Annotated in this window: 15 protein-coding genes; 13 read left to right on the top strand and 2 right to left on the bottom strand. The window is 70.2% G+C overall.

Features of this window, described 5'->3' with window-relative positions; all coding sequences use genetic code 11:
- Window positions 1-17 precede the first annotated feature (17 nt).
- Window positions 18-1,010 (bottom strand): hypothetical protein, encoded by a 993-nt coding sequence (locus tag KHP12_RS20370; RefSeq protein WP_086879878.1) that lies wholly within the window; start codon window positions 1,008-1,010, stop codon window positions 18-20.
- 53 nt (window positions 1,011-1,063) lie between these two features.
- The gene (locus tag KHP12_RS20365) at window positions 1,064-2,002 is read right to left on the bottom strand and encodes a hypothetical protein (RefSeq protein ID WP_211833364.1); all 939 of its coding nucleotides are present in this window, start codon (window positions 2,000-2,002) and stop codon (window positions 1,064-1,066) included.
- 118 nt (window positions 2,003-2,120) lie between these two features.
- Here KHP12_RS20365 and KHP12_RS20360 point away from each other — a divergent pair, with 118 nt between their 5' ends.
- The 13 genes from KHP12_RS20360 (at window position 2,121) to KHP12_RS20300 (ending at window position 20,598) form a co-directional block, all read left to right on the top strand.
- Entirely contained in the window at window positions 2,121-4,808 is a 2,688-nt protein-coding gene (locus KHP12_RS20360) for a valine--tRNA ligase (protein ID WP_086879880.1), read from the top strand.
- A 274-nt stretch (window positions 4,809-5,082) separates the two neighbouring features.
- Complete coding sequence (locus tag KHP12_RS20355; protein ID WP_086879881.1) at window positions 5,083-6,537, top strand: peptidoglycan D,D-transpeptidase FtsI family protein; 1,455 nt, start codon at window positions 5,083-5,085, stop codon at window positions 6,535-6,537.
- 246 nt (window positions 6,538-6,783) lie between these two features.
- A complete protein-coding gene (gene folC / locus KHP12_RS20350) occupies window positions 6,784-8,289 on the top strand; it encodes a bifunctional tetrahydrofolate synthase/dihydrofolate synthase (protein ID WP_086879882.1) in 1,506 nt (501 codons plus the stop codon).
- 1 nt (window position 8,290) lies between these two features.
- Window positions 8,291-8,644 carry a DUF4233 domain-containing protein gene (locus KHP12_RS20345; protein WP_086879883.1) on the top strand — a complete coding sequence of 118 codons (354 nt, stop codon included), beginning with the start codon at window positions 8,291-8,293 and terminating at the stop codon, window positions 8,642-8,644.
- 72 nt (window positions 8,645-8,716) lie between these two features.
- The gene (gene ndk / locus KHP12_RS20340) at window positions 8,717-9,130 is read left to right on the top strand and encodes a nucleoside-diphosphate kinase (RefSeq protein WP_037945952.1); all 414 of its coding nucleotides are present in this window, start codon (window positions 8,717-8,719) and stop codon (window positions 9,128-9,130) included.
- 320 nt (window positions 9,131-9,450) lie between these two features.
- Complete coding sequence (locus tag KHP12_RS20335) at window positions 9,451-10,470, top strand: rod shape-determining protein (protein WP_037946248.1); 1,020 nt, start codon at window positions 9,451-9,453, stop codon at window positions 10,468-10,470.
- 143 nt (window positions 10,471-10,613) lie between these two features.
- Window positions 10,614-11,558, top strand: a complete 945-nt coding sequence (gene mreC / locus KHP12_RS20330) for a rod shape-determining protein MreC (RefSeq protein ID WP_086879884.1) — start codon at window positions 10,614-10,616, stop codon at window positions 11,556-11,558.
- A 6-nt stretch (window positions 11,559-11,564) separates the two neighbouring features.
- Entirely contained in the window at window positions 11,565-12,272 is a 708-nt protein-coding gene (gene mreD / locus KHP12_RS20325) for a rod shape-determining protein MreD (protein ID WP_086879907.1), read from the top strand.
- 78 nt (window positions 12,273-12,350) lie between these two features.
- On the top strand, window positions 12,351-14,495 hold the full coding sequence (gene mrdA, locus KHP12_RS20320) for a penicillin-binding protein 2 (RefSeq protein ID WP_086879885.1): 2,145 nt from the start codon (window positions 12,351-12,353) through the stop codon (window positions 14,493-14,495).
- A complete protein-coding gene (gene rodA, locus KHP12_RS20315; protein WP_086879886.1) occupies window positions 14,492-15,694 on the top strand; it encodes a rod shape-determining protein RodA in 1,203 nt (400 codons plus the stop codon). Before mrdA ends, rodA begins: the two co-directional genes overlap by 4 nt.
- A 109-nt stretch (window positions 15,695-15,803) precedes the next feature.
- Window positions 15,804-17,441 (top strand): CYTH and CHAD domain-containing protein, encoded by a 1,638-nt coding sequence (locus KHP12_RS20310; protein ID WP_211833363.1) that lies wholly within the window; start codon window positions 15,804-15,806, stop codon window positions 17,439-17,441.
- Between the two features lie 197 nt (window positions 17,442-17,638).
- Window positions 17,639-19,561, top strand: coding sequence for a TIGR03960 family B12-binding radical SAM protein (locus KHP12_RS20305; protein WP_208652844.1), 1,923 nt, complete (start codon window positions 17,639-17,641; stop codon window positions 19,559-19,561).
- A gap of 260 nt (window positions 19,562-19,821) precedes the next feature.
- The gene (locus KHP12_RS20300; RefSeq protein WP_086879888.1) at window positions 19,822-20,598 is read left to right on the top strand and encodes a TIGR03936 family radical SAM-associated protein; all 777 of its coding nucleotides are present in this window, start codon (window positions 19,822-19,824) and stop codon (window positions 20,596-20,598) included.
- The last annotated feature ends 28 nt before the right edge of the window (window positions 20,599-20,626 follow it).

Raw genomic sequence — 20,626 nt, 5'->3', positions numbered from 1 at the left:
CTGCGCGGCCCGCTCGGCTACTTGATCTCCACGCGCGCGTCGTTGCGGACCTTCGCGGTGATCTCACCGGCCTCGTCGAGCGACATGCTCTTGCCGGACAGCGCCGCGGCCGCGTCGGAGACGACCACATAGGCCACCGTGCTGTTGTCACCCCACATGCAGATCGGGATCGAGAAGCCCTTGGTGGGTATGCCGCTGGAGCCGGAGTCCCCGGTCGGGGTGAACTTGGTGTTCTGGCACTTCATCACGGCGTTCTCGAAGCCGCTGGGCGTCACCGTCTCCGGGCTGCCCACGAGCTCGGCCTTCATCCCATTGCTGGTGGAGGGGTCCTTCTCGGCCTCTTGCGCGATCTTCGAGAAGGCGCCGTCGACGACCGCCTCGGGGTCCTTCACCTCGCCCCAGACGCCGTTGAGCTGGAGCTGCTTGGCGCTCATGCCCTCGCCGGACTTGTACTCCGCGCTCTCGGTCTTGGGGTTGGTGACGCCGAACTTCTCGAAGTCGTCCGCGTCCGAGGAGGTGAGCCCGCCGCCGCCGGAGGAGCTCTTGGTGTAGTCGCCGGCCACCGTCGCGGGGGTGGTGAGCTTGTACCGCTTGCCGTCGTCGGCGACCTTACCGCCGCCGCCACCGCTGTCGTCCCCGCCCTTGAACATCAGGACACCGCCGACGACCGCGGCCACCACGACCACCGCGCCGATCGCGATCGCCAGGCCCTTCTTGTTGCCGCCGCCCTGACCCGGGCCCGGCTGGTACGGCCCCGGCATGCCCGGCTGGCCGTACGGCTGCTGCTGGGCGTACGGGTTCGGCTGCTGGCCGTAGGGGCCCGGCTGGCCCTGCGGCTGCCCGGGATAGCCGTAGCCGGGCTGGGGCGGCTGCTGCGGCTGTCCGTAGGGACCCGGCTGACCCGGCTGCTGCGGGTAACCGTAGCCGGGCTGGCCGGCCGCTCCACCCTGTCCGTAGGGACCCGGCTGTTGGGGCTGCTGGCCGTAGGGGCCCGGCTGGTTGTAGCTCATCTGTATCCCTCGTTAGAAATCGTGCTGTTGTGTTGCCCCGCGCCGGCCGCGGGTTAGCCCTCGACCTCGACGCGCGCGTCCTTGCGCACCTTGGCCGTGATGCCGGCGGCGTCCTCAAGGGACATGCCCCCACCGAGCACCGCGGCCGCCGGATCCGCCATGACCGTGACGCCCAGGGTGTCCTTGTCGCCCCAGACGCACGCGGGGGCCTCCATGGATCCCTGATCCGAGGTGAACTTCATGGACTGGCACTTCAGGACGTCCCCGTCGAAACCGTCCGGGGAGAACGTCTGGGGGCTGCCCTTGGCCTGCGCGGTGCCGTTGTCCTGGAGCGTCTTGACGATGACCGCCAGCGCGAGGTCCGCGCCCCGCTCCGGGTCGGTCACCTCGCCCCAGACGCCGGTGAACTTCAGCATCTCCTTACCGGAGGTCTGGTAGTCGGCCGCCACCAGGTGCGGGTCCTTGACGACCGGCACCTGCTGGAGGTCCTTCCGGCCCGCCGCGGACAGATCGCTGTCGTCCGTGCCCGAGCCCTGGCGCTCGTAGTCCGAGGCCACGGTCTCGGGCGTGGTCAGCTTGTACGGGCCGCCGCTGCCGCCGCCGAACACCGCGAACGCCCCCGCCCCCAGCGCCGCCACGACCACCACCGCGCCGACCGCGAGACCCACCTTCCTGCCCTTACTGTTGCCACCGGCCGCCGGCCCCGGGGGCGGCGGCGTCTGGGGCCCGCCGTAGTGGCCCGGGCCCTGCTGGGGCACGGGGCCCGGCTGCGGAGGCTGCGGCGGCTGGCCGTAGGGGTTCGCGGGCTGAGGATGGCCATAGCCGCCGCCGGACCCGCCGTACGGGCCCGGCTGGCCGTAGCCACCCTGCTGCGGCTGTCCGTAGCCCGGCGTCTGCGCGTACGGATTGGGCACGGGAGGCTGGCCGGCGCCGTACGGCCCCGGCTGGCCCCCATAGGGGCCGGGCTGCGGCGGCGGCTGCTGATGGCTCATGTGCCTCTCCTTATGCGCATGACAGGTACCAAACATCCTTCCCGACGCCCTCGGGCGCCTCGGCGCCGGGGCCACAACGGGTTCGTAACGGAAGGCCGCGGCCCTTTAGACTGCGGGAGTGACCGAGAACTCTTCGCAGCGCCCCACGAGCGGGCCGAACAGCCACCCCGAACTGCCGACCCAGTACGCGCCGGCCGATGTAGAGGGGCCGCTGTACGAGCGCTGGGTAGAGCGCGGTTACTTCGAGGCGGACGCGAAGAGCGACAAAGAGCCCTACACCATCGTCATCCCGCCCCCCAATGTGACCGGCTCGCTCCACCTCGGCCATGCCTTCGAGCACACGATCATCGATGCGCTCACCCGGCGCAAGCGAATGCAGGGCTTTGAGACGCTCTGGCAGCCGGGGATGGACCACGCCGGTATCGCCACGCAGAACGTGGTCGAGCGCGAGCTGGCCAAGGAGGGCGTCTCCCGCCACGACCTGGGCCGCGAGGCGTTCGTCGAGCGCGTCTGGCAGTGGAAGAGCGAGTCCGGCGGGCAGATCTCCGGCCAGATGCGGCGCCTGGGCGACGGCGTGGCCTGGAACCGCGAGCGCTTCACCATGGACGAGGGGCTCTCCAAGGCCGTCCAGACGATCTTCAAGCGGCTCTACGAGGACGAGCTGATCTACCGCGCCGAGCGCATCATCAACTGGTGCCCGCGCTGTCTCACGGCCATCTCGGACATCGAGGTGGAGTACGACGACGATGACGGCGAGCTCGTCTCGATCCGCTACGGCGACCTGGAAGAAGGGGCGGCGCGCAGCGCCTCGGTTGAGGGTGGTGGCGGGCGACGGGCGGGCGCTTCGATCGTCGTCGCGACGACCCGTGCCGAGACGATGCTGGGCGACACCGCGGTCGCCGTCCACCCCGACGACGAGCGCTACCGCCACCTGGTCGGCACCGAGATCGAGCTGCCGCTCACCGGCCGCCGGATCCCGGTCGTGGCCGACGAGCACGTCGACCCCGAGTTCGGCACCGGCGCGGTCAAGGTCACCCCGGCCCACGACCCGAACGACTTCGAGATCGGGCAGCGGCACGGCCTGCCGAACCTGACCGTCATGGACGAGCACGCGGTGATCACCGCCCACGGCCCCTTCCAGGGCCTGGACCGGCTGGAGGCGCGCAGCGCCGTCGTCGGCGCCCTGCGCGCCGAGGGCCGGATCGTGGCCGAGAAGCGCCCGTACACCCACTCCGTGGGCCACTGCTCGCGCTGCAAGACCACGATCGAGCCGCGGCTGTCCATGCAGTGGTGGGTCAAGGTCGGCCCGCTGGCCAAGGCCGCGGGCGACGCGGTCCGCGACGGCCGGGTGAAGATCCACCCGGAGGACATGTCGAAGCGCTACTTCGACTGGGTCGACAACCTCCACGACTGGTGCATCTCGCGCCAGCTGTGGTGGGGCCACCGGATCCCGGTCTGGTACGGGCCGAACGGCGAGGTCGTCTGTGTCGGACCGGACGAGCAGCCGCCGAGCGGCGAGGGCTGGCACCAGGACAGCGACGTCCTGGACACCTGGTTCTCCTCCGGCCTGTGGCCGTTCTCCACGCTCGGCTGGCCCGAGCGGACCGAGAGCATGGAGAAGTTCTATCCGAACTCGGTCCTGGTCACCGGCTACGACATCCTCTTCTTCTGGGTCGCCCGGATGATGATGTTCGGCCTGTACGCGATGGACGGCACCCCGCCGTTCCACACCATCGCGCTGCACGGCATGGTCCGTGACCAGTTCGGCAAGAAGATGTCCAAGTCCTTTGGGAACGCCGTCAATCCGCTGGACTGGATGGACACCTATGGATCGGACGCGGTCCGTTTCACCCTGGCCCGGGGTGCCAACCCCGGGGTGGACGTCCCGATCGGCGAGGACTGGGTCCAGGCGTCCCGCAACTTCGCCAACAAGATCTGGAACGCGACCCGCTTCGCGCTGATGAACGGCGCCACGGTCGAGGGTGAACTGCCCGCCCCCGAGCGGCTGTCGGCCACCGACCGCTGGATCCTGTCCCGGCTGAACGCGGTGGTCGCCGAGGTCGACGCGTACTACGAGGACTACCAGTTCGCCAAGCTCTCCGACGTCCTCTACCACTTCGCCTGGGACGAGGTCTTCGACTGGTACGTCGAGCTGTCCAAGACCACCTTCGCCAAGGGCGGCGCGGAGGCCGACGCCGCGCGGCGCGTCCTCGGCGAGGTCCTGGACGTCACGCTGCGGCTGCTGCACCCGGTGGTCCCGTTCGTCACCGAGAAGCTGTGGACCTCGCTGACCGGCCAGGAGTCCGTCGTCATCGCGGACTGGCCGGGCGACAGCGGCTTCCGGGACGAGGCGGCCGAGCGGGAGATCGAGAACCTCCAGCAGGTGGTCACCGAGGTCCGCCGGTTCCGCGCCGACCAGGGCCTCCAGCCCGGTCAGCGGGTCCCGGCCCGGCTGGAGCTCTCGGGCACCTCGCTGGCCGCCCATGAGGACGCGATGCGGTCCCTGCTGCGCCTCCAGCCGGCCGGTGAGGACTTCACGGCCACCGCGTCGCTGCCGGTCGCGGGCGCGACCGTGGCGCTGGACCTGTCCGGCGCGATCGACGTCGAGGCCGAGCGCAAGCGGCTGGCCAAGGACCTCGCCGCGGCCGAGAAGGACAAGGCGCAGACGACCGCGAAGCTGTCCAACGAGGGCTTCCTGGCCAAGGCCCCCGACCACGTCGTGGAGAAGATCCGCACCCGGCAGGCGACCGCCGATGCCGACATCGCCCGGATCACCGCCCAGTTGGCGGCCCTCCCCAAGGGCTGACCACCGAGGAGCACCGATCGCACCACAGCGCCCCCGCCGGAATCCGGTGGGGGCGCTTGTGCGTGCGGTGTGTGCGATGTGCCACAGACGTCCCGGAGGGAAGCCTCACAGGCCCCCCGGATAAGCCCCACAGGCCCCCGGGCAAGCCCCTCGGGCGCCCCGGAGAAGGCCCCACAGACGGCTCACAGGCACCACACAGCAAGGCCCCACCGGGAACCAAACACTGCCTTCAGGGAGTTATCCGGCCGTACGTCCCGGAAGGAGCTCCCCCTCCATGAACAAGCCGCTGAGAAGGGCATCGGTGTTCTCGCTGCTGCTCGTCCTGGCCCTGCTCGCCTGGACCACCTATGTGCAGTTGGCGAGAGGCGAGAGTCTCCGGGAAGACCCGCGCAACGCCCGGGTGGCCATCTCCGAGTACGCCGGGCCGCTGGGCGACATCATCGCCGGCGGCAAGCCGGTCACCGGCTCGGCCGCCACCACGGGCGACCTGAAGTACAAGCGCACCTACACGGACGGGAAGCTCTGGGCGCCGATCACCGGCTACGCCTCCCAGTCCTACGGCAGCACTCAGGTGGAGGCCCTGGAGCGGCAGGTGCTCGACGGCTCCGACAGCCGGCTGAAGAACCCGCTCGAGGCGGTGACGCGGGAGCGGTCCAAGCCCGGCGACGTGCTCACCACGGTCACCCCGGCCGTGCAGAAGGCCGCCTACGAGGGGCTGGGGAACAAGACCGGCGCGGCCGTGGCGATCGACCCCACCAGCGGCGCCGTCCTGGGCATGGCCAGCACCCCCTCGTACGACCCCGGCACCTTCGCGGGCTCCTCCACGGCGGACCAGAAGGCGTGGACCGCGCTCCAGAAGGACGACAAGCAGCCGATGCTGAACCGCGCGCTGCGCCAGACCTACCCGCCGGGCTCGACCTTCAAGGTCCTGGTCGCCGCCGCGGCGCTGGAGAACGGGCTGTACTCGTCGGTGGACGAGCCGACGAAGAGCCCGGATCCGTACCGGCTGCCGGGCACGGTCACCGATATGCACAACGAGAACAGGTCGGCGCCCTGCAAGAACGCGAACATACGCACCGCCTTGCAGTACTCGTGCAACACCGTCTTCGCGAAGATGGCCGTGGACCTCGGCCAGTCCAAGGTGGCGGCCGAGGCCAAGAAGCTGGGCTTCGACGATGCCAAGCTGGACATCCCGGTGCGCGCCGCGAAGAGCACCTACCCGAGCGGCATGAACGACTCGCAGACGGCCCTGACCGGTATGGGGCAGTTCGATGTGACGACCACTCCGCTCCAGATGGCGATGGTCTCCTCGGCCATCGCGAACGACGGCAAGCTGATGACCCCGCACGAGATCGACCGCACCACGGACGGCAGCGCGTCCGCCCTGGACCGGACCTCGGCCAAGACCTACAGCCAGGCGATGTCCAAGCACACCGCGTCCGAGCTCCAGTCCGCGATGCGGACGGTCGTGGACCAGGGCACCGGGACCAACGCGAAGATCCCCGGGGTGACGGTGGGCGGCAAGACCGGCACCGCCCAGCACGGTGAGAACAACAGCGCCAATCCGTACGCGTGGTTCATCAGTTACGCGGACGCCGGAGGCGGCCACAAGGTCGCGGTCGCGGTGGCGGTCGAGGACAGCGACGCGGCCCGCGCCGACATCTCCGGCGGCGGTCTGGCGGGGCCGATCGCCAAGTCGATGATGAAGGCGGCACTGGCCGGCGAGTGAGCCGAAGGGGCGCGTCGCTGTCGAAAGGGAGAGCGCGCGCAGGGAGCGAGGGCTGCGATCGGTGTGCGGCTCCGCCGCGTGGGCGACCGAGCACGGTCGACCGTCGACAGGGGGCACCTCCCAGCGGTAGCTGGGGGAGACTGAGGCGCCCCGGAGGCGAGCCGCCTTGTCACAGATACCGGCTCGTGACCTGGGTGGGGATGGCGCTGGTCCGGGTTGTCACCCCTCCCTCGTAGACTGGTCGGCGTGAGCGAGGAGCGCCCCCAGAACGAGTCCGATGAGTTCGAAGAGATCGTCGGAGCCGAGACCGACCGCGACCCCGATCTGGCGGTGATCGAGGCCGGCAGCCGGACGCTGCGTGCGCAGTCCGGCCCGCCGCAGGGGGACGGCATCCCGGCCCGCCCGGCCGACCCCGAGGTGGACCGCGCCCTGCGGGAGGTGGAGGGCGAGCTGGCCCGGCGCTGGCCGGAGACCAAGCTGGACCCGTCGCTGGTGCGGATCGAGTCGCTGATGGACATCCTGGGCTCGCCGCAGCGGGCCTATCCGTCGATCCACATCACCGGTACGAACGGCAAGACCAGCACCGCCCGCATGATCGAGTCGCTGCTGGGCGCCTTCGAGCTGCGCACCGGCCGCTACACCAGCCCCCATGTCCAGTCGATCACCGAGCGGATCAGCCTGGACGGGGCCCCGATCTCCGCCGAGCGGTTCATCGAGACGTACCAGGACATCCGGCCGTACATCGAGATGGTCGACGCCCAGCAGGAGCACCGGCTGTCCTTCTTCGAGGTGCTCACCGGAATGGCGTACGCGGCCTTCGCGGACGCGCCGGTGGACATCGCGGTGGTCGAGGTCGGCATGGGCGGCTCGTGGGATGCCACCAATGTGATCGACGCGGGCGTCGCGGTGATCATGCCGATCTCGCTGGACCACACCGACCGGCTCGGCACCACTCCGGAGCAGATCGCCGTCGAGAAGGCTGGCATAGTGAAGCAGGACGCCACCGTGGTGCTCGCGCAGCAGCCGGTGGAGGCCGCCTCGGTGGTGCTCAAGCGCGCGGTCGAGGTGGACGCCACGGTCGCCCGTGAGGGCATGGAGTTCGGTGTGCTGTCCCGGGAGGTGGCGGTCGGCGGTCAGCTGCTGACCCTGCGCGGCCTCGGCGGGGAGTACACCGATGTCTTCCTCCCGCTGCACGGCGCCCACCAGGCGCACAACGCGGCGATGGCGCTGGCGGCCGTGGAGGCGTTCTTCGGCGTCGGCTCCCAGCACGCCCGTCCGCTCGACATCGACACCATCCGCTCCGCCTTCGCCTCCGTGACCTCGCCCGGCCGGATGGAGGTCGTGCGCCGCAGCCCCACCGTGGTGCTGGACGCCGCGCACAACCCCGCGGGTGCCCGTGCCGCCGCCGCGGCGGTCACCGAGTCCTTCGACTTCAGCCGGCTGATCGGGGTGGTCGGGGCGAGTGACGGCAAGGACGTCCGCGGTCTGCTGGAAGCCTTCGAGCCGATCTTCGCCGAGGTCGTGGTGACCGGCAATTCCAGCCACCGCGCCATGGACCCGGACGAGCTGGCCGCGATCGCCGTCGAGGTCTTCGGTTCCGACCGGGTCCAGGTCGAGCCGCGGCTGGACGACGCTCTGGAGGCCGCCATCACCCTGGCGGAGGAAGAGGGCGAATACGCCGGGGCGGGCGTTCTGGTGACCGGGTCGGTGATCACGGTCGGCGAGGCCCGGCTCCTCCTGGGAAAGGGCTGATATGCGAACGCTGTGCGCTTCCACCCTCATCGGCGAGTTCTTCGTGATCGGCTTCGCCGGGCTGGTCGCGATGAAGACGTCCGGGCTGTCCACGGGCACCGTCTGGACGGTCAGCGGAATCGCCATGGGGCTGTGTGTGCTGCTGTGCGGGCTGCTGAGCCGTCCGGGTGCGGTGCAGATCGGCTGGGCCTTGCAGATCGGCCTGGTGCTGAGCGGTTTCGTGGTGCCCACCATGTTCTTCCTCGGGGCGGTCTTCGCCGCGCTGTGGTGGGCCTCGGTCCATTTCGGCCGCAAGGTCGACGAGGCCAAGGCGCGGTTCGCGGCGTCCTCGGCGGTCTCGCCTGACACTGCGTGACGTGGCCCTCGTTCCCCCATGTAGCCTCTGCCTCACAGCCCCCGCATGTCTTTTCCCGAAGGAGCCCGCACCGTGAGCCAGCGCACGCTCGTCCTGCTCAAGCCCGACGCCGTCCGACGCGGACTGGTGGGCGAGATTCTGGGGCGGATCGAGAAGAAGGCGGGCTGGACGATCAGCGCCCTCGAGCTGCGTCAGCTGGACCGTGAGGTCCTGGAGCAGCACTACGCCGAGCATGTCGGCAAGCCGTTCTACGAGCCGCTGGTGGAGTTCATGGCCTCCGGCCCGGCCGTGGCGCTGGTGGTCGAGGGCGAGCGGGTGATCGAGGGCATCCGGGCGCTGGCCGGGCCGACCGACCCGATCGCCGCGGCGCCCGGCTCCATCCGTGGCGATTTCGGCACCATCGTTCGGGAAAATCTGATCCATGCCTCCGACTCGGCGGAGTCCGCCGAACGGGAAATCAAGATTTTCTTTCCTGGGCTCGCCTGATCCCGACCGAGCGTTACTGATCGGCCATCAGTTTGATCATCTGCTTGCCACACCCCTGCTGACCTGGGGGCGGCCGAATTACCCGGCCGCCCTTCGGCATATGCGAGCCAATCGAGGGAACGCATCTCCGCGACACGACGTCACCATTAGAGGAGGCGGGGTCGTGTTCTGCTGACAATGGCGGAGGACCCCCGCAGCGTGTTCGAGCGGGCGTGACTACGATGAAGCTTCCGCGCCTCGCAGCGCACACCCATCCTGCCGACCTCAAGCAAGCAATCGCTCCAGCAGGGAAGGCCTGACGTATCCTCATGGGGAACAACATGTCGTTCATCGGCCGTGACATGGCTGTCGACCTCGGGACCGCCAACACGCTGGTGTACGTCAGGGGCCGCGGGATCGTCCTCAACGAGCCATCCGTCGTCGCCATCAACACCAACACCGGCGGAATTCTCGCCGTGGGCGCCGAGGCGAAGAAGATGATCGGCCGCACCCCTGGCAACATCGTCGCTGTGCGTCCGCTCAAGGACGGCGTTATCGCCGACTTCGAGATCACCGAGCGGATGTTGCGGTACTTCATCCTCAAGATCCATAAGCGACGGTATCTCGCCCGGCCCCGAGTGGTCGTCTGTGTGCCGTCCGGTATCACCGGGGTCGAGCGCCGTGCCGTCATCGAGGCGTCCACCCAGGCGGGCGCCCGTCAGGTGCACATCATCGAGGAACCCATGGCGGCGGCCATCGGATCCGGCCTTCCGGTCCACGAGGCCACCGGCAACATGGTCGTGGACATCGGCGGCGGCACCACCGAGGTCGCCGTCATCTCGCTGGGCGGCATCGTCACCGCGCAGTCCATCCGGGTGGCGGGCGATGAGCTGGACAACGCGATCATCCAGCACATCAAGAAGGAGTACAGCCTGCTGCTCGGCGAGCGCACCGCCGAGAACATCAAGATCACCATCGGCTCGGCGTACGAGGGCGACGAGGAGGAGCACACCGAGATCCGCGGCCGCGACCTCGTCAGCGGCCTCCCCAAGACCGTGGTGATCTCCGCCGCCGAGGTCCGCAAGGCCATGGAGGAGCCGGTCAACTCGATCGTCGACGCGGTCAAGACCACCCTCGACAAGTGCCCCCCGGAGCTCTCCGGCGACGTCATGGACCGCGGCATCGTGCTCACCGGCGGCGGTGCGCTGCTGCGCGGCCTGGACGAGCGGCTGCGCCGCGAGACCGGGATGCCGATCCACATCGCCGAGGACCCGCTGGACTCCGTCGCACTCGGGTCCGGCAAGTGCGTGGAGGAGTTCGAGGCGCTCCAGCAGGTGCTGGACGCCCAGCCCCGCAGATGACAACCCGGCGGACCGGCCGTGCGGGTGGTTGGCTGCCCGTGCGGCGGAACGCTGATATACAGGCATAAGGCTCCCCAGGACCGACCGGGTCACTTTCACCCCGGCACCGGTCCGACTTCGACGAGGAAGGCACGTCGCCGCACGTGAGGGACACACGAGAGAGCCGGCTGCTCCTGGTGCTGCTGGTCGCCATCGCGTTCGCGCTGATCACGGTGGATATCCGCGGCGGCGAGGACTCACCCCTCGACGGCGCCCGGCAGGCCGCCGCTTCCGTCTTCGGGCCAGTGGAGGACGGCGTCGCCTCCGCCGTGGACCCGGTCGGCAACGCGGTCGCCGCCGTACGGGAATCCGGTGACCGGCACGACCGGGTCCGCCGCCTGGAGGAGGAGAACACCAAGCTCAAGCAGCGGCTCGGCAACAACGCCCGCGACCGCGCCCGCTCCGCCGAACTCGACAAGCTGCTCAAGACCGCCGGCGCCGGTCAGTACGGCATCAAGGGCGCCCAGGTCATCGGCATCGGCGCCGCCCAGGGCTTCTCCTGGACCGTCACCATCGACATGGGCAGCGGCGACGGCATCCGCCGCGACATGACCGTCATCAACGGGGACGGGCTGGTCGGCCGGGTCACCACCGTCGGCTCCTCGACGGCCACCGTGCTGCTCGCCATCGACCCGGACTTCACCGTCGGCACCCGTATGGAGGGATCGGGCGAGCTCGGTTTCGCCACCGGGCGCGGCGACCGCTCGCTCCATGTGCAGCTCCTCAACGGCAAGGCCCGGATCAAGAAGGGCGACCGGATGGTCACCTTCGGCTCCCAGGCGGACAAGCCGTTCGTCCCCGGGGTCCCGGTCGGCAAGGTCGTCGGCGTCGATCCCACCGGGGGCGATCTGACCCGCACGCTCCGGGTGCGCCCGTACGTCCGGTTCAGCAAGCTGGACATCGTCGGGATCGTCGTCCAGCCGCCGCGCGCCAATCCGCGGGACAGCGTACTCCCGCCCAAGCCCGCGAAGCCCAAGCCGACGCCCACGGTCACCGTCACGGCCAACCCCTCCGCCTCCGCCACCAGCCCGGCCGCCAACAGGAGCTGACCGATGCTGCACCTCAACCGGATCGTCCTGTCGACCTGCCTGGTGGTCTTCGCCCTCGTCGTCCAGATCTGCGTACTGGCCCGCCTCCAACTGCCCGGCGCCGTGCCGGACCTGCTGCTGCTCGTCGTGCTCGGTCTCGCGCTCGTCTACGGCCACACCGGTGGCGCGCTCATCGGCTTCGGCGCGGGGCTGCTCGCCGACTTCGCCCCGCCCGCCGACCACGCCGCGGGCCGCTATGCCCTGGTGCTGTGTGTCATCGGCTATCTGGCCGGGCTCGCCAAGCCGGAGAGCGGCCAGCTCAGGTCGGCCACCGGGCCGATGCTGGTGGTCGTGGCGGCGGCCATCGGCGCCACGCTGCTGTACGCCGGGGTCGGCATCCTCGTCGGCGACGACGCGGCCCGTCAGGTGGGCCTGGGCAAGCTGCTGTTCACCGCGGCCCTCTACGACCTGCTGCTGGCACCCTTCACGGTGCCGCTGATCATGGGGCTCGCCAGACGGAGTGAGAACGATCCGATGGCCGACAGCGCGGGCGGCGGCGAGAGCCCGTCCCGCTGGATCAGCACGGCGGGCGGCGTCAGCACCGGCCGGACCGGCCGGATGAGCCGGCTCAGGCGCCCGGGCCGGGCGCCCCGGATCGGCAGCCAGCGCGGCGGGCTGCTGGCCCGCGCGGGAAAGAACAGGACGGCACGCATCAAGGGGGTCAAGCGCCTGTGAGTAATGCCCGCCCGTCTCCCGCCGCCCGCCCGTCTCCCGCCGCCCGCCCGTCTCCCGCCGCCGCCCTCAGGGGACGCCATGAGTAATATTCCTGAGACCGGACGGACCTCCCGGGTCACCATCCGGCTCGTCGGCCTCCAGATCCTGGTCTTCTCGTTGCTGCTGACCCTCGGCGGACGCCTGTGGTACCTCCAGATCCGCAACGGTGACGAGTACACCGCCGAAGCCGCCAACAACCACGTCCAGCAGGTCGTCCACCCCGCCGTGCGCGGCTCCATACTGGACGCCCGCGGGGTGCCGCTGGCCGACAACGAGACCCGTCTGGTGGTCTCCGCCAGCCGCACCGAGCTGATGAAGATGCCGGACGACGGCAAGGCCGTCCTCACCCGCCTCGCCGACGTCCTGGGCATGAAGCCCAAGGACGTCATGGACAAGGTCCGGCTGTGCGACGCCAAGACCCCGCAGCCCTGCTGGAACGGCTCCCCGTACCAGCCCATCCCGATCACCGACGAGGCCAGCGCCAAGCAGGCGCTCCAGATCCGCGAGCGCGAAGAGGACTTCCCCGGCATCAGCGCCGAGCCCACCGCCGTGCGCCGCTACGCCGCGCCCGCCGGCTCCAACGCCGCCCAGGTGCTCGGCTATCTCTCGCCGGTCACCGATGAGCAGGTGAAGGCGGCCGAGCACACCAAGTCGCCCCTGCTCCGCTCCGACCAGGTCGGCAGCAACGGCCTCGAGCGCCAGTACGACAGCGAGCTGCGCGGCAAGGCGGGGGTGACCCGCTACGAGGTCGACAACCTCGGCCGGGTCATCGGCCAGCGGGAGAGCCAGCAGGCCCGCCCCGGCGCCAACGTCGTCACCAGCATCGACTCCCGGGTCCAGGCCGTCGCGGAGAAGGAGCTGGACCAGGCGATGCGGGACGCCCGCAAGCAGCACGACCGGAACACCGGCACCAACTACAAGGCGGACTCCGGCGCGGTCGTGGTCATGGAGGCCAAGACCGGCCGGGTGGTGGCCATGGCGTCCAATCCGACGTACGACCCCAACGCCTGGGTCGGCGGCATCTCCGGCAAGGACTACAAGCAGCTCACCGGCAAGAAGTCCAACTACCCGCTGCTCAACCGGGCGATCCAGGGCCAGGCGGCCCCCGGCTCGATCTTCAAGGTCGTCCCGACGACCGCCGCGGTCAACGCCGGCTACGACTTCAACGGCCCCTACGCCTGCACCAGCTCGTTCAACATCGGCAGCCAGGTCTTCAAGAACTTCGAGTCCGAGAACTACGGCGGGATCAGCCTCGGCCGCGCGCTGGAGGTCTCCTGCGACACCGTCTTCTACCGGATCGCCTACGACGAGTGGAAGAAGGACGGCGGCAACAAGCCCAAGAAGAAGCCGGGGGACTGGTTCTACCGGACCGCCCACCAGTTCGGTCTCGGTAAGGAGACCGGGGTCGACCTGCCCAACGAGGTCACCGGCCGGGTCCCGGACCGCCAGTGGAAGAAGGACTACTGGAAGGCCAACAAGGACGCCTGGTGCAAGACCGGCAAGAAGGACGGGTCCTACGGCCAGCGGATCGCCTACGAGAACTGTCTCGAGGGCATGAAGATGCGCGCCGGTGACTCCGTGAACTACTCCATCGGCCAGGGCGACACCCTCGTCACCCCGATCCAGATGGCCACCATCTACGCGGCCATCAGCAACGGCGGCACGCTCCACGACCCGACCGTCGGCAAGGCGATCGTCAGCCCCGACGGCAAGGACATCCAGGAGATCAAGCCGAAGGCGCACGGCAAGCTGCCGATGAGCGCCAGTCTGCACAAGAGGATCGACAGCGCGCTCGCGGGCGTGGCCACCCGGGGCACCGCCGCCTGGCGGTTCCAGGGCTGGCCGCAGAGCAAGATCCCGATGCACGCCAAGACCGGTACCGCGGAGGTCTACGGCAAGCAGACCACCTCGTGGTTCGCCACGTACACCAAGGACTACACGGTCGTCATGACGATCTCCCAGGGTGGTACCGGTTCCGGCGCCTCCGGCCCCGCCGTGCGCAAGATCTACAACGCGCTGTACGGGGTGGACGCCAAGGGCGGCATCGACAAGAAGAAGGCGCTGTTGCCCCAGCCGCAGGCCAAGCTGCCGAAGATCTCGTCGGACGGCTCCATCGAGTCCCAGCCCCTGGGCAAGCAGTTCGAGGCGGCGTCGCGGGAGCGGCGGCGGGGAGCTGATTCATGAGCGCGTCCACGCACGGGTACTCCGTCCGCCGCTTCACCCCGGAGCGCGGCGCCTGGAGCAAGCTCATGGCGCGCGACTCGATCGTCCGCCGCCTCGACTGGGTGCTGCTGCTCACCGCGCTGGCCCTGTCCGCGATCGGCGGGGCGCTCGTCTACTCCGCCACCCGCAACCGCACCGAGCTGAACCAGGGCGACCCGTACTACTTCCTGGTCCGGCACGCCCTCAACACCGGCATCGGGTTGCTCCTCGCCATCGGCACCGTCTGGCTGGGCCATCGCACCCTGCGCGGCGCGGTCCCGGTCCTCTACGGGCTGTCCGTGATCCTCGTCCTCGCCGTGCTCACCCCGCTGGGCTCGACGATCAACGGCGCCCACGCGTGGATCGTGATCGGCGGCGGATTCTCCCTTCAGCCGGGTGAGTTCGCCAAGATCACGATCATCCTGGGGATGGCGATGCTGCTGGCCGCGCGCGTGGACGCGGGCGACCGGCTCAACCCCGACCACCGCACCGTCGTCCAGGCGCTCGGCCTGGCCGCGCTGCCCATCGCGATCGTGCTGCTGATGCCGGACCTCGGCTCGGTGATGGTCATGGCGATGATCGTGCTCGCCGTGCTGCTCTCCTCCGGCGCGTCCAACCGCTGGATCGCGGGGCTCATCCTCACGGCCGTGGTGGGCGCGCTGCTCGTCTGGCAGCTGCACGTCCTCGACCAGTACCAGATCGACCGCTTCGCCGCCTTCGCCAACCCCGCGCTCGACCCGGCCGGGGTCGGCTACAACACCAACCAGGCGCGCATCGCGATCGGCTCGGGCGGGCTCACCGGTAAGGGGCTCTTCCACGGCACCCAGACCACCGGTCAGTTCGTCCCCGAGCAGCAGACCGACTTCGTCTTCACGGTCGCGGGGGAGGAGCTCGGCTTCCTCGGCGCGGGCCTGATCATCCTGCTGCTGGGGGTCGTGCTGTGGCGCGCCTGCCGGATCGCGCGCGACACCACGGAGCTGTACGGGACCGTCGTCGCGGCCGGGATCATCGCCTGGTTCGCCTTCCAGGCGTTCGAGAACATCGGGATGACGCTGGGCATCATGCCGGTGGCCGGTCTGCCGCTGCCGTTCGTCTCCTACGGCGGATCCTCGATGTTCGCCGTATGGATCGCGATCGGACTGCTCCAGTCCATCCGGGTGCAGAGGCCCGTCTCCGCATAGGGCCCGCATAGGGCCCGTATAGGGGTCGGCATAGGGGTCCGCATAGGGTCCGCTGGGTATCACGTCTCCGCTTGGGGCTGATAAGCCCGAGTTTGGGTACGTGACTCACATGGTGGACACGAAGCAGGAGATAGAACGGAAGTACGAGGCCACCGCCGAGGAAGCCGGTCCGTCCGGGCGGCCCGACCTGCCGGGCCTGCCCGAACTGACCGGAGCGGGGCCGGTCGCGACCGTGGTGAGCCGGGGAGTCGCCACCCTGGACGCCACCTACTACGACACCCCCGGGCGGCGGCTGCTGGCCGACGGCATCACCTTGCGCCACCGCACCGGCGGCGACGACGAGGGCTGGCATCTGAAGCTGCCCGTCGGCCCGGACACCCGGGAGGAGCTGCGGGCGCCGCTCGGCGACGAGGTGCCCGCCGAGATGGCCACACTGCTGCGCTCGCGGGTCCGCCACGATCCGCTGCGCCCGCTCGCCCATCTGCACACCGAGCGGGACCGCAAGGATCTGGTGGACGCCGACGGCACCGTGCTCGCCGAAGTGTCCGTCGACCGCGTGACGGCCCGGCGCCTGGCGCCCGGGGAGAGCGAGCCGGCCCGGTGGACCGAGGTCGAGGTCGAGCTCGCCGAGGGCCGTGGCCACGATCAGCGGCTGCTCGACGCGGTCGAGGTGCGGCTGCGCGACGGCGGTCTGCACCGCGCCGACACCCCCTCCAAGCTCGCCAAGGCCCTCGCCGAGACGGAGAAGGCCGCGGGCGCGGTCGAGAGCGGCGGAGACGGGCCCGGCAGGCCCACCAAGCCCGGCAAGCCCGCGAAGACCGCCCGTCAGGTCGCCCAGGCCGCGTCGGAGCCCCGGCGGCCGCTCGGCGCCGACGATGTCGTCCTGGACTACATACGCCGTCAGATCGACGCCCTGGTGCGGCTCGACCCGGCCGTGCGCGGGGATGTGCCGGACGCGGTGCACCGGATGCGGGTCGCCACCCGCCGGCTGCGCAGCGCGTTCCGCTCCTACCGCAAGGTCCTGGACCGTTCGGTGACCGATCCGATCGGCGACGAGCTGAAGTGGCTGGCCGGTGAGCTCGGCGTGGAACGCGACCGCGAGGTGCTCACCGAGCGGCTCCAAGGCCGTCTCGCGGAGCTGCCGGAGGAGCTCCGGCGCGGCCCGGTGCGCGAACGGCTGCACCACTGGTCGCACGGGCGGCGCGACGGCGCCCGCGCCACCGTCCTGGGCGCGCTGGACAGCGAGCGCTACCTGACGCTCCTGGACACCCTCGACGCCCTGGTGGCCGATCCGCCGCTGCGCCGCGACGCCGCGAAGCCGGCCGCGCCGGTGGTCGCCAAGGCCGTGCTGCGCGACTACGAGCGCCTGGCGGGCCGTATGGCCACCGCGTTGGAGACGCCCCCGGGGCCGGACCGCGACATCGCCATCCACCAGGCCCGTAAGGCCGCCAAGCGCGTGCGCTACGCCGCCGAGACGGCACGGCCCGCGCTCGGCAAGTCCGCCAAGCGGTTCGCCCGCCGTATGCAGGCCGTGCAGGACGTGCTCGGCGACCACCAGGACAGCGTCGTGGCCCGCGAGGCGCTGCGACAGCTGGCCACCCAGGCCCATGTGGCGGGAGAGAGCGACTTCACCTTCGGGCTGCTGTACGGCAGGGAGGAGGAGCGGGCGGCCGCCCGCGAGCGTGAGCTACCGGAGCTGTGGGCCGAGACCTCGCGCAAGAAGCACCGGGCTGACCTGGAGGTGTGACCGAACGGGCAGTCGATCGTTGGTACGGGTGCACGGTTTTCCCCGCTCACGCGGGGGTGGTCCTGACTGAGGCTCGTGCGATGTCCGTTGGGCTCCGTCGGCCCCGCGATCTGCGGGGTGATCCTATGGTCGTGCGAGGGGTGGCCCCGGTCGCGTTAGGCTTGAGGGTCACCCCTGTCGGCGCACGAAGGTTACTGATGTCTGTCGAGTCGGTCTTCCCACAGCTCGAGGCCCTGCTCCCCCATGTGCAGAAGCCGATCCAGTACGTCGGCGGTGAGCTGAACTCCACCGTCAAGGCGTGGGAGGCGTGCGACGTCCGCTGGTCGCTCATGTACCCGGACGCCTACGAGGTCGGGCTTCCCAACCAGGGCGTCATGATCCTCTACGAGGTCCTCAACGAGCGCGAGGGCGTGCTCGCCGAGCGCACCTACAGCGTGTGGCCGGACCTCGAGGAGCTGATGCGCGAGCACAAGGTGCCGCAGTTCACCGTGGATTCGCACCGCCCGGTCTCCGCGTTCGACTTCCTCGGCGTCTCCTTCTCCACCGAGCTGGGGTACACCAACCTGCTCACCACGCTGGACCTCGCCGGCATCCCCCTGGACGCCGTGGACCGCACCGAGGACCACCCCGTGGTGGTCGCGGGCGGCCACGCCGCGTTCAACCCCGAGCCGATCGCCGACTTCATCGACTGCGCGGTGATCGGCGACGGTGAGCAGGCCGTGCTCGACATGACCGGGATCATGCGGGACTGGAAGGCCGAGGGCCGCCCGGGCGGCCGCGATGAGCTGCTCTTCCGCCTCGCCCGCACCGGCAGCGTCTACGTCCCGAAGTTCTACGACGTGGAGTACCTGCCCGACGGGCGGATCTCGCGCGTGGTGCCGAACCGCTCGGGAGTGCCGTGGCGGGTGTCCAAGCACACCGTCATGGACCTCGACGAGTGGCCCTACCCCAAGCAGCCGCTGGTGCCGCTGGCCGAGACCGTCCATGAGCGGATGTCGGTGGAGATCTTCCGCGGCTGCACCCGGGGCTGCCGGTTCTGCCAGGCGGGCATGATCACCCGCCCGGTGCGCGAGCGGTCGATCACCGGGATCGGCGAGATGGTCGACAAGGGGCTGAAGGCCACCGGCTTCGAGGAGGTCGGCCTGCTGTCGCTGTCCTCCGCCGACCACACCGAGATCGGCGACATCGCCAAGGGCCTCGCCGACCGGTACGAGGAGGACAAGATCGGCCTGTCCCTCCCGTCGACCCGGGTGGACGCCTTCAACATCGACCTCGCCAACGAGCTGACCCGCAACGGGCGCCGCTCGGGCCTCACCTTCGCCCCCGAGGGCGGCAGTGAGCGCATCCGTAAGGTCATCAATAAGATGGTCTCGGAAGAGGACCTCATCCGTACGGTGGCCACCGCGTACGGCAACGGCTGGCGGCAGGTGAAGCTCTACTTCATGTGCGGTCTGCCCACCGAGACCGACGACGACGTGCTCCAGATCGCCGACATGGCGACCAAGGTCATCGCCAAGGGCCGTGAGGTGTCCGGCAAGAACGACATCCGCTGCACGGTCTCCATCGGTGGCTTCGTCCCCAAGCCGCACACCCCCTTCCAGTGGGCCCCGCAGCTGAGCGCCGAGGAGACCGACGCCCGGCTGGAGAAGCTGCGCGAGAAGATCCGCGGCGACAAGAAGTACGGCCGCTCGATCGGATTCCGCTACCACGACGGCAAGCCCGGCATCGTCGAGGGCCTGCTCTCGCGCGGCGACCGCCGGGTCGGCGCGGTCATCCGCGCCGTCTACGAGGACGGCGGCCGCTTCGACGGCTGGCGCGAGCACTTCAGCTACGACCGGTGGATGGAGTGCGCCGCGCGGACCCTGCCCGACTTCGGCCTCGACGTCGACTGGTACACCACGCGCGAGCGCACCTACGAGGAGGTCCTGCCCTGGGACCACCTCGACTCGGGCCTCGACAAGGACTGGCTGTGGGAGGACTGGCAGGACTCCCTCGACGAGACCGAGGTGGACGACTGCCGCTGGACCCCCTGCTTCGACTGCGGCGTCTGCCCGCAGATGCAGACCGAGATCCAGATCGGCCCCACCGGGCGGAAGCTGCTGCCGCTGTCGGTGAAGTAGCCGAGTAGCCGAGTAGCCGAGTAGCCGTACGCCGGTGACAGGGTGGTCGGGCGGTGACATGGCCGTCCGGCGGTGACGTAGCCGGTCGGGCGGTGACGTAGCCGTCCGGCGGCCCTCCGTCACCGGGCCGCCCGCGGCGCCCACAAAGTAGGCTGGAAGACATCAGGGCCCCGTGGCCCTGGTGATTCGACGGCAAGGAAGTACAAGGAGACAGTCCCCTGGGCAAGCGACAGCCCGAAGGCCCGCCGCCCGCACCCGCGGTGCAGCGCATCCGTTTGCGTTACACCAAGCGCGGCCGCCTCCGGTTCACCAGCCACCGCGACTTCCAGCGCGCCTTCGAGCGGGCGCTGCGCCGCGCCGAGGTGCCGATGGCGTACTCGGCGGGGTTCACCCCGCATCCGAAGGTGTCCTACGCCAATGCCGCACCCACCGGCACCGGCAGCGAGGCGGAGTACCTGGAGATCCAGCTGACCGAGGCGCGCGACCCCGAGAAGCTGCGTGCGGTCCTCAACGAGTCGCTGCCCGAGGGCCTCGATGTGATCGAGTCCGTGGAGGCCCGTACCTCGGGGCTCGCCGACCGGCTACAGGCATCCGTATGGGAGATCCGGCTCGACCAGGTCGCCCCGGCGGACGCCGAGCGTGCCGTCGCGGCCTTCCTGGAGGCCGACACGGTCGAGGTGGAACGCCGGACGAAAAACGGGTTGCGAACCTTCGACGCCCGTGCCGCGGTGGCCCGGCTGGAGACGCTTCCGGCTCGGGCCGATAGGCCCGGCGACGGTGGCTGTGCGATACTGCGGCTGGTGGTACGGCATCTGACACCTGCCGTACGACCCGACGACGTCCTGTCCGGTCTCCGCGCTACGGCCGACCTGGCGCCGCCGGTCCCCGCAGCGGTGACCAGGCTGGCGCAGGGGCTGCTCGATGAGGAGTCCGGCACGGTGACCGACCCGCTCGCGCCCGATCGCGAGGCAGCTCAGGCCGCTCCATCCACGGCCGCCGAGCTGACCGCCGCGATGGCGCCGGAAGGTCCCGCGTAGGGCCGTCGTCGATGCGCCGCCGATGCAC

Origin of the sequence: Streptomyces asiaticus (assembly GCF_018138715.1) — a bacterium.
In the GTDB taxonomy this organism is placed as follows: domain Bacteria; phylum Actinomycetota; class Actinomycetes; order Streptomycetales; family Streptomycetaceae; genus Streptomyces; species Streptomyces asiaticus.
The sequence above is the reverse complement of the archived record's forward strand: the minus strand, read 5'-3'. Positions and strand labels throughout refer to the sequence as shown.

What these genes read in the sequence shown, in the direction of transcription:
- KHP12_RS20370 (WP_086879878.1), bottom strand. Translation starts at nt 1,010, where the DNA reads ATGAGCTACAACCAGCCGGGCCCCTACGGCCAGCAGCCCCAACAGCCG.
- KHP12_RS20365 (WP_211833364.1), bottom strand. Translation starts at nt 2,002, where the DNA reads ATGAGCCATCAGCAGCCGCCGCCGCAGCCCGGCCCCTATGGGGGCCAG.
- KHP12_RS20355 (WP_086879881.1), top strand. Translation starts at nt 5,083, where the DNA reads ATGAACAAGCCGCTGAGAAGGGCATCGGTGTTCTCGCTGCTGCTCGTC.
- KHP12_RS20345 (WP_086879883.1), top strand. Translation starts at nt 8,291, where the DNA reads ATGCGAACGCTGTGCGCTTCCACCCTCATCGGCGAGTTCTTCGTGATC.
- KHP12_RS20335 (WP_037946248.1), top strand. Translation starts at nt 9,451, where the DNA reads ATGTCGTTCATCGGCCGTGACATGGCTGTCGACCTCGGGACCGCCAAC.
- mrdA (WP_086879885.1), top strand. Translation starts at nt 12,351, where the DNA reads ATGAGTAATATTCCTGAGACCGGACGGACCTCCCGGGTCACCATCCGG.
- rodA (WP_086879886.1), top strand. Translation starts at nt 14,492, where the DNA reads ATGAGCGCGTCCACGCACGGGTACTCCGTCCGCCGCTTCACCCCGGAG.
- KHP12_RS20310 (WP_211833363.1), top strand. Translation starts at nt 15,804, where the DNA reads ATGGTGGACACGAAGCAGGAGATAGAACGGAAGTACGAGGCCACCGCC.
- KHP12_RS20305 (WP_208652844.1), top strand. Translation starts at nt 17,639, where the DNA reads ATGTCTGTCGAGTCGGTCTTCCCACAGCTCGAGGCCCTGCTCCCCCAT.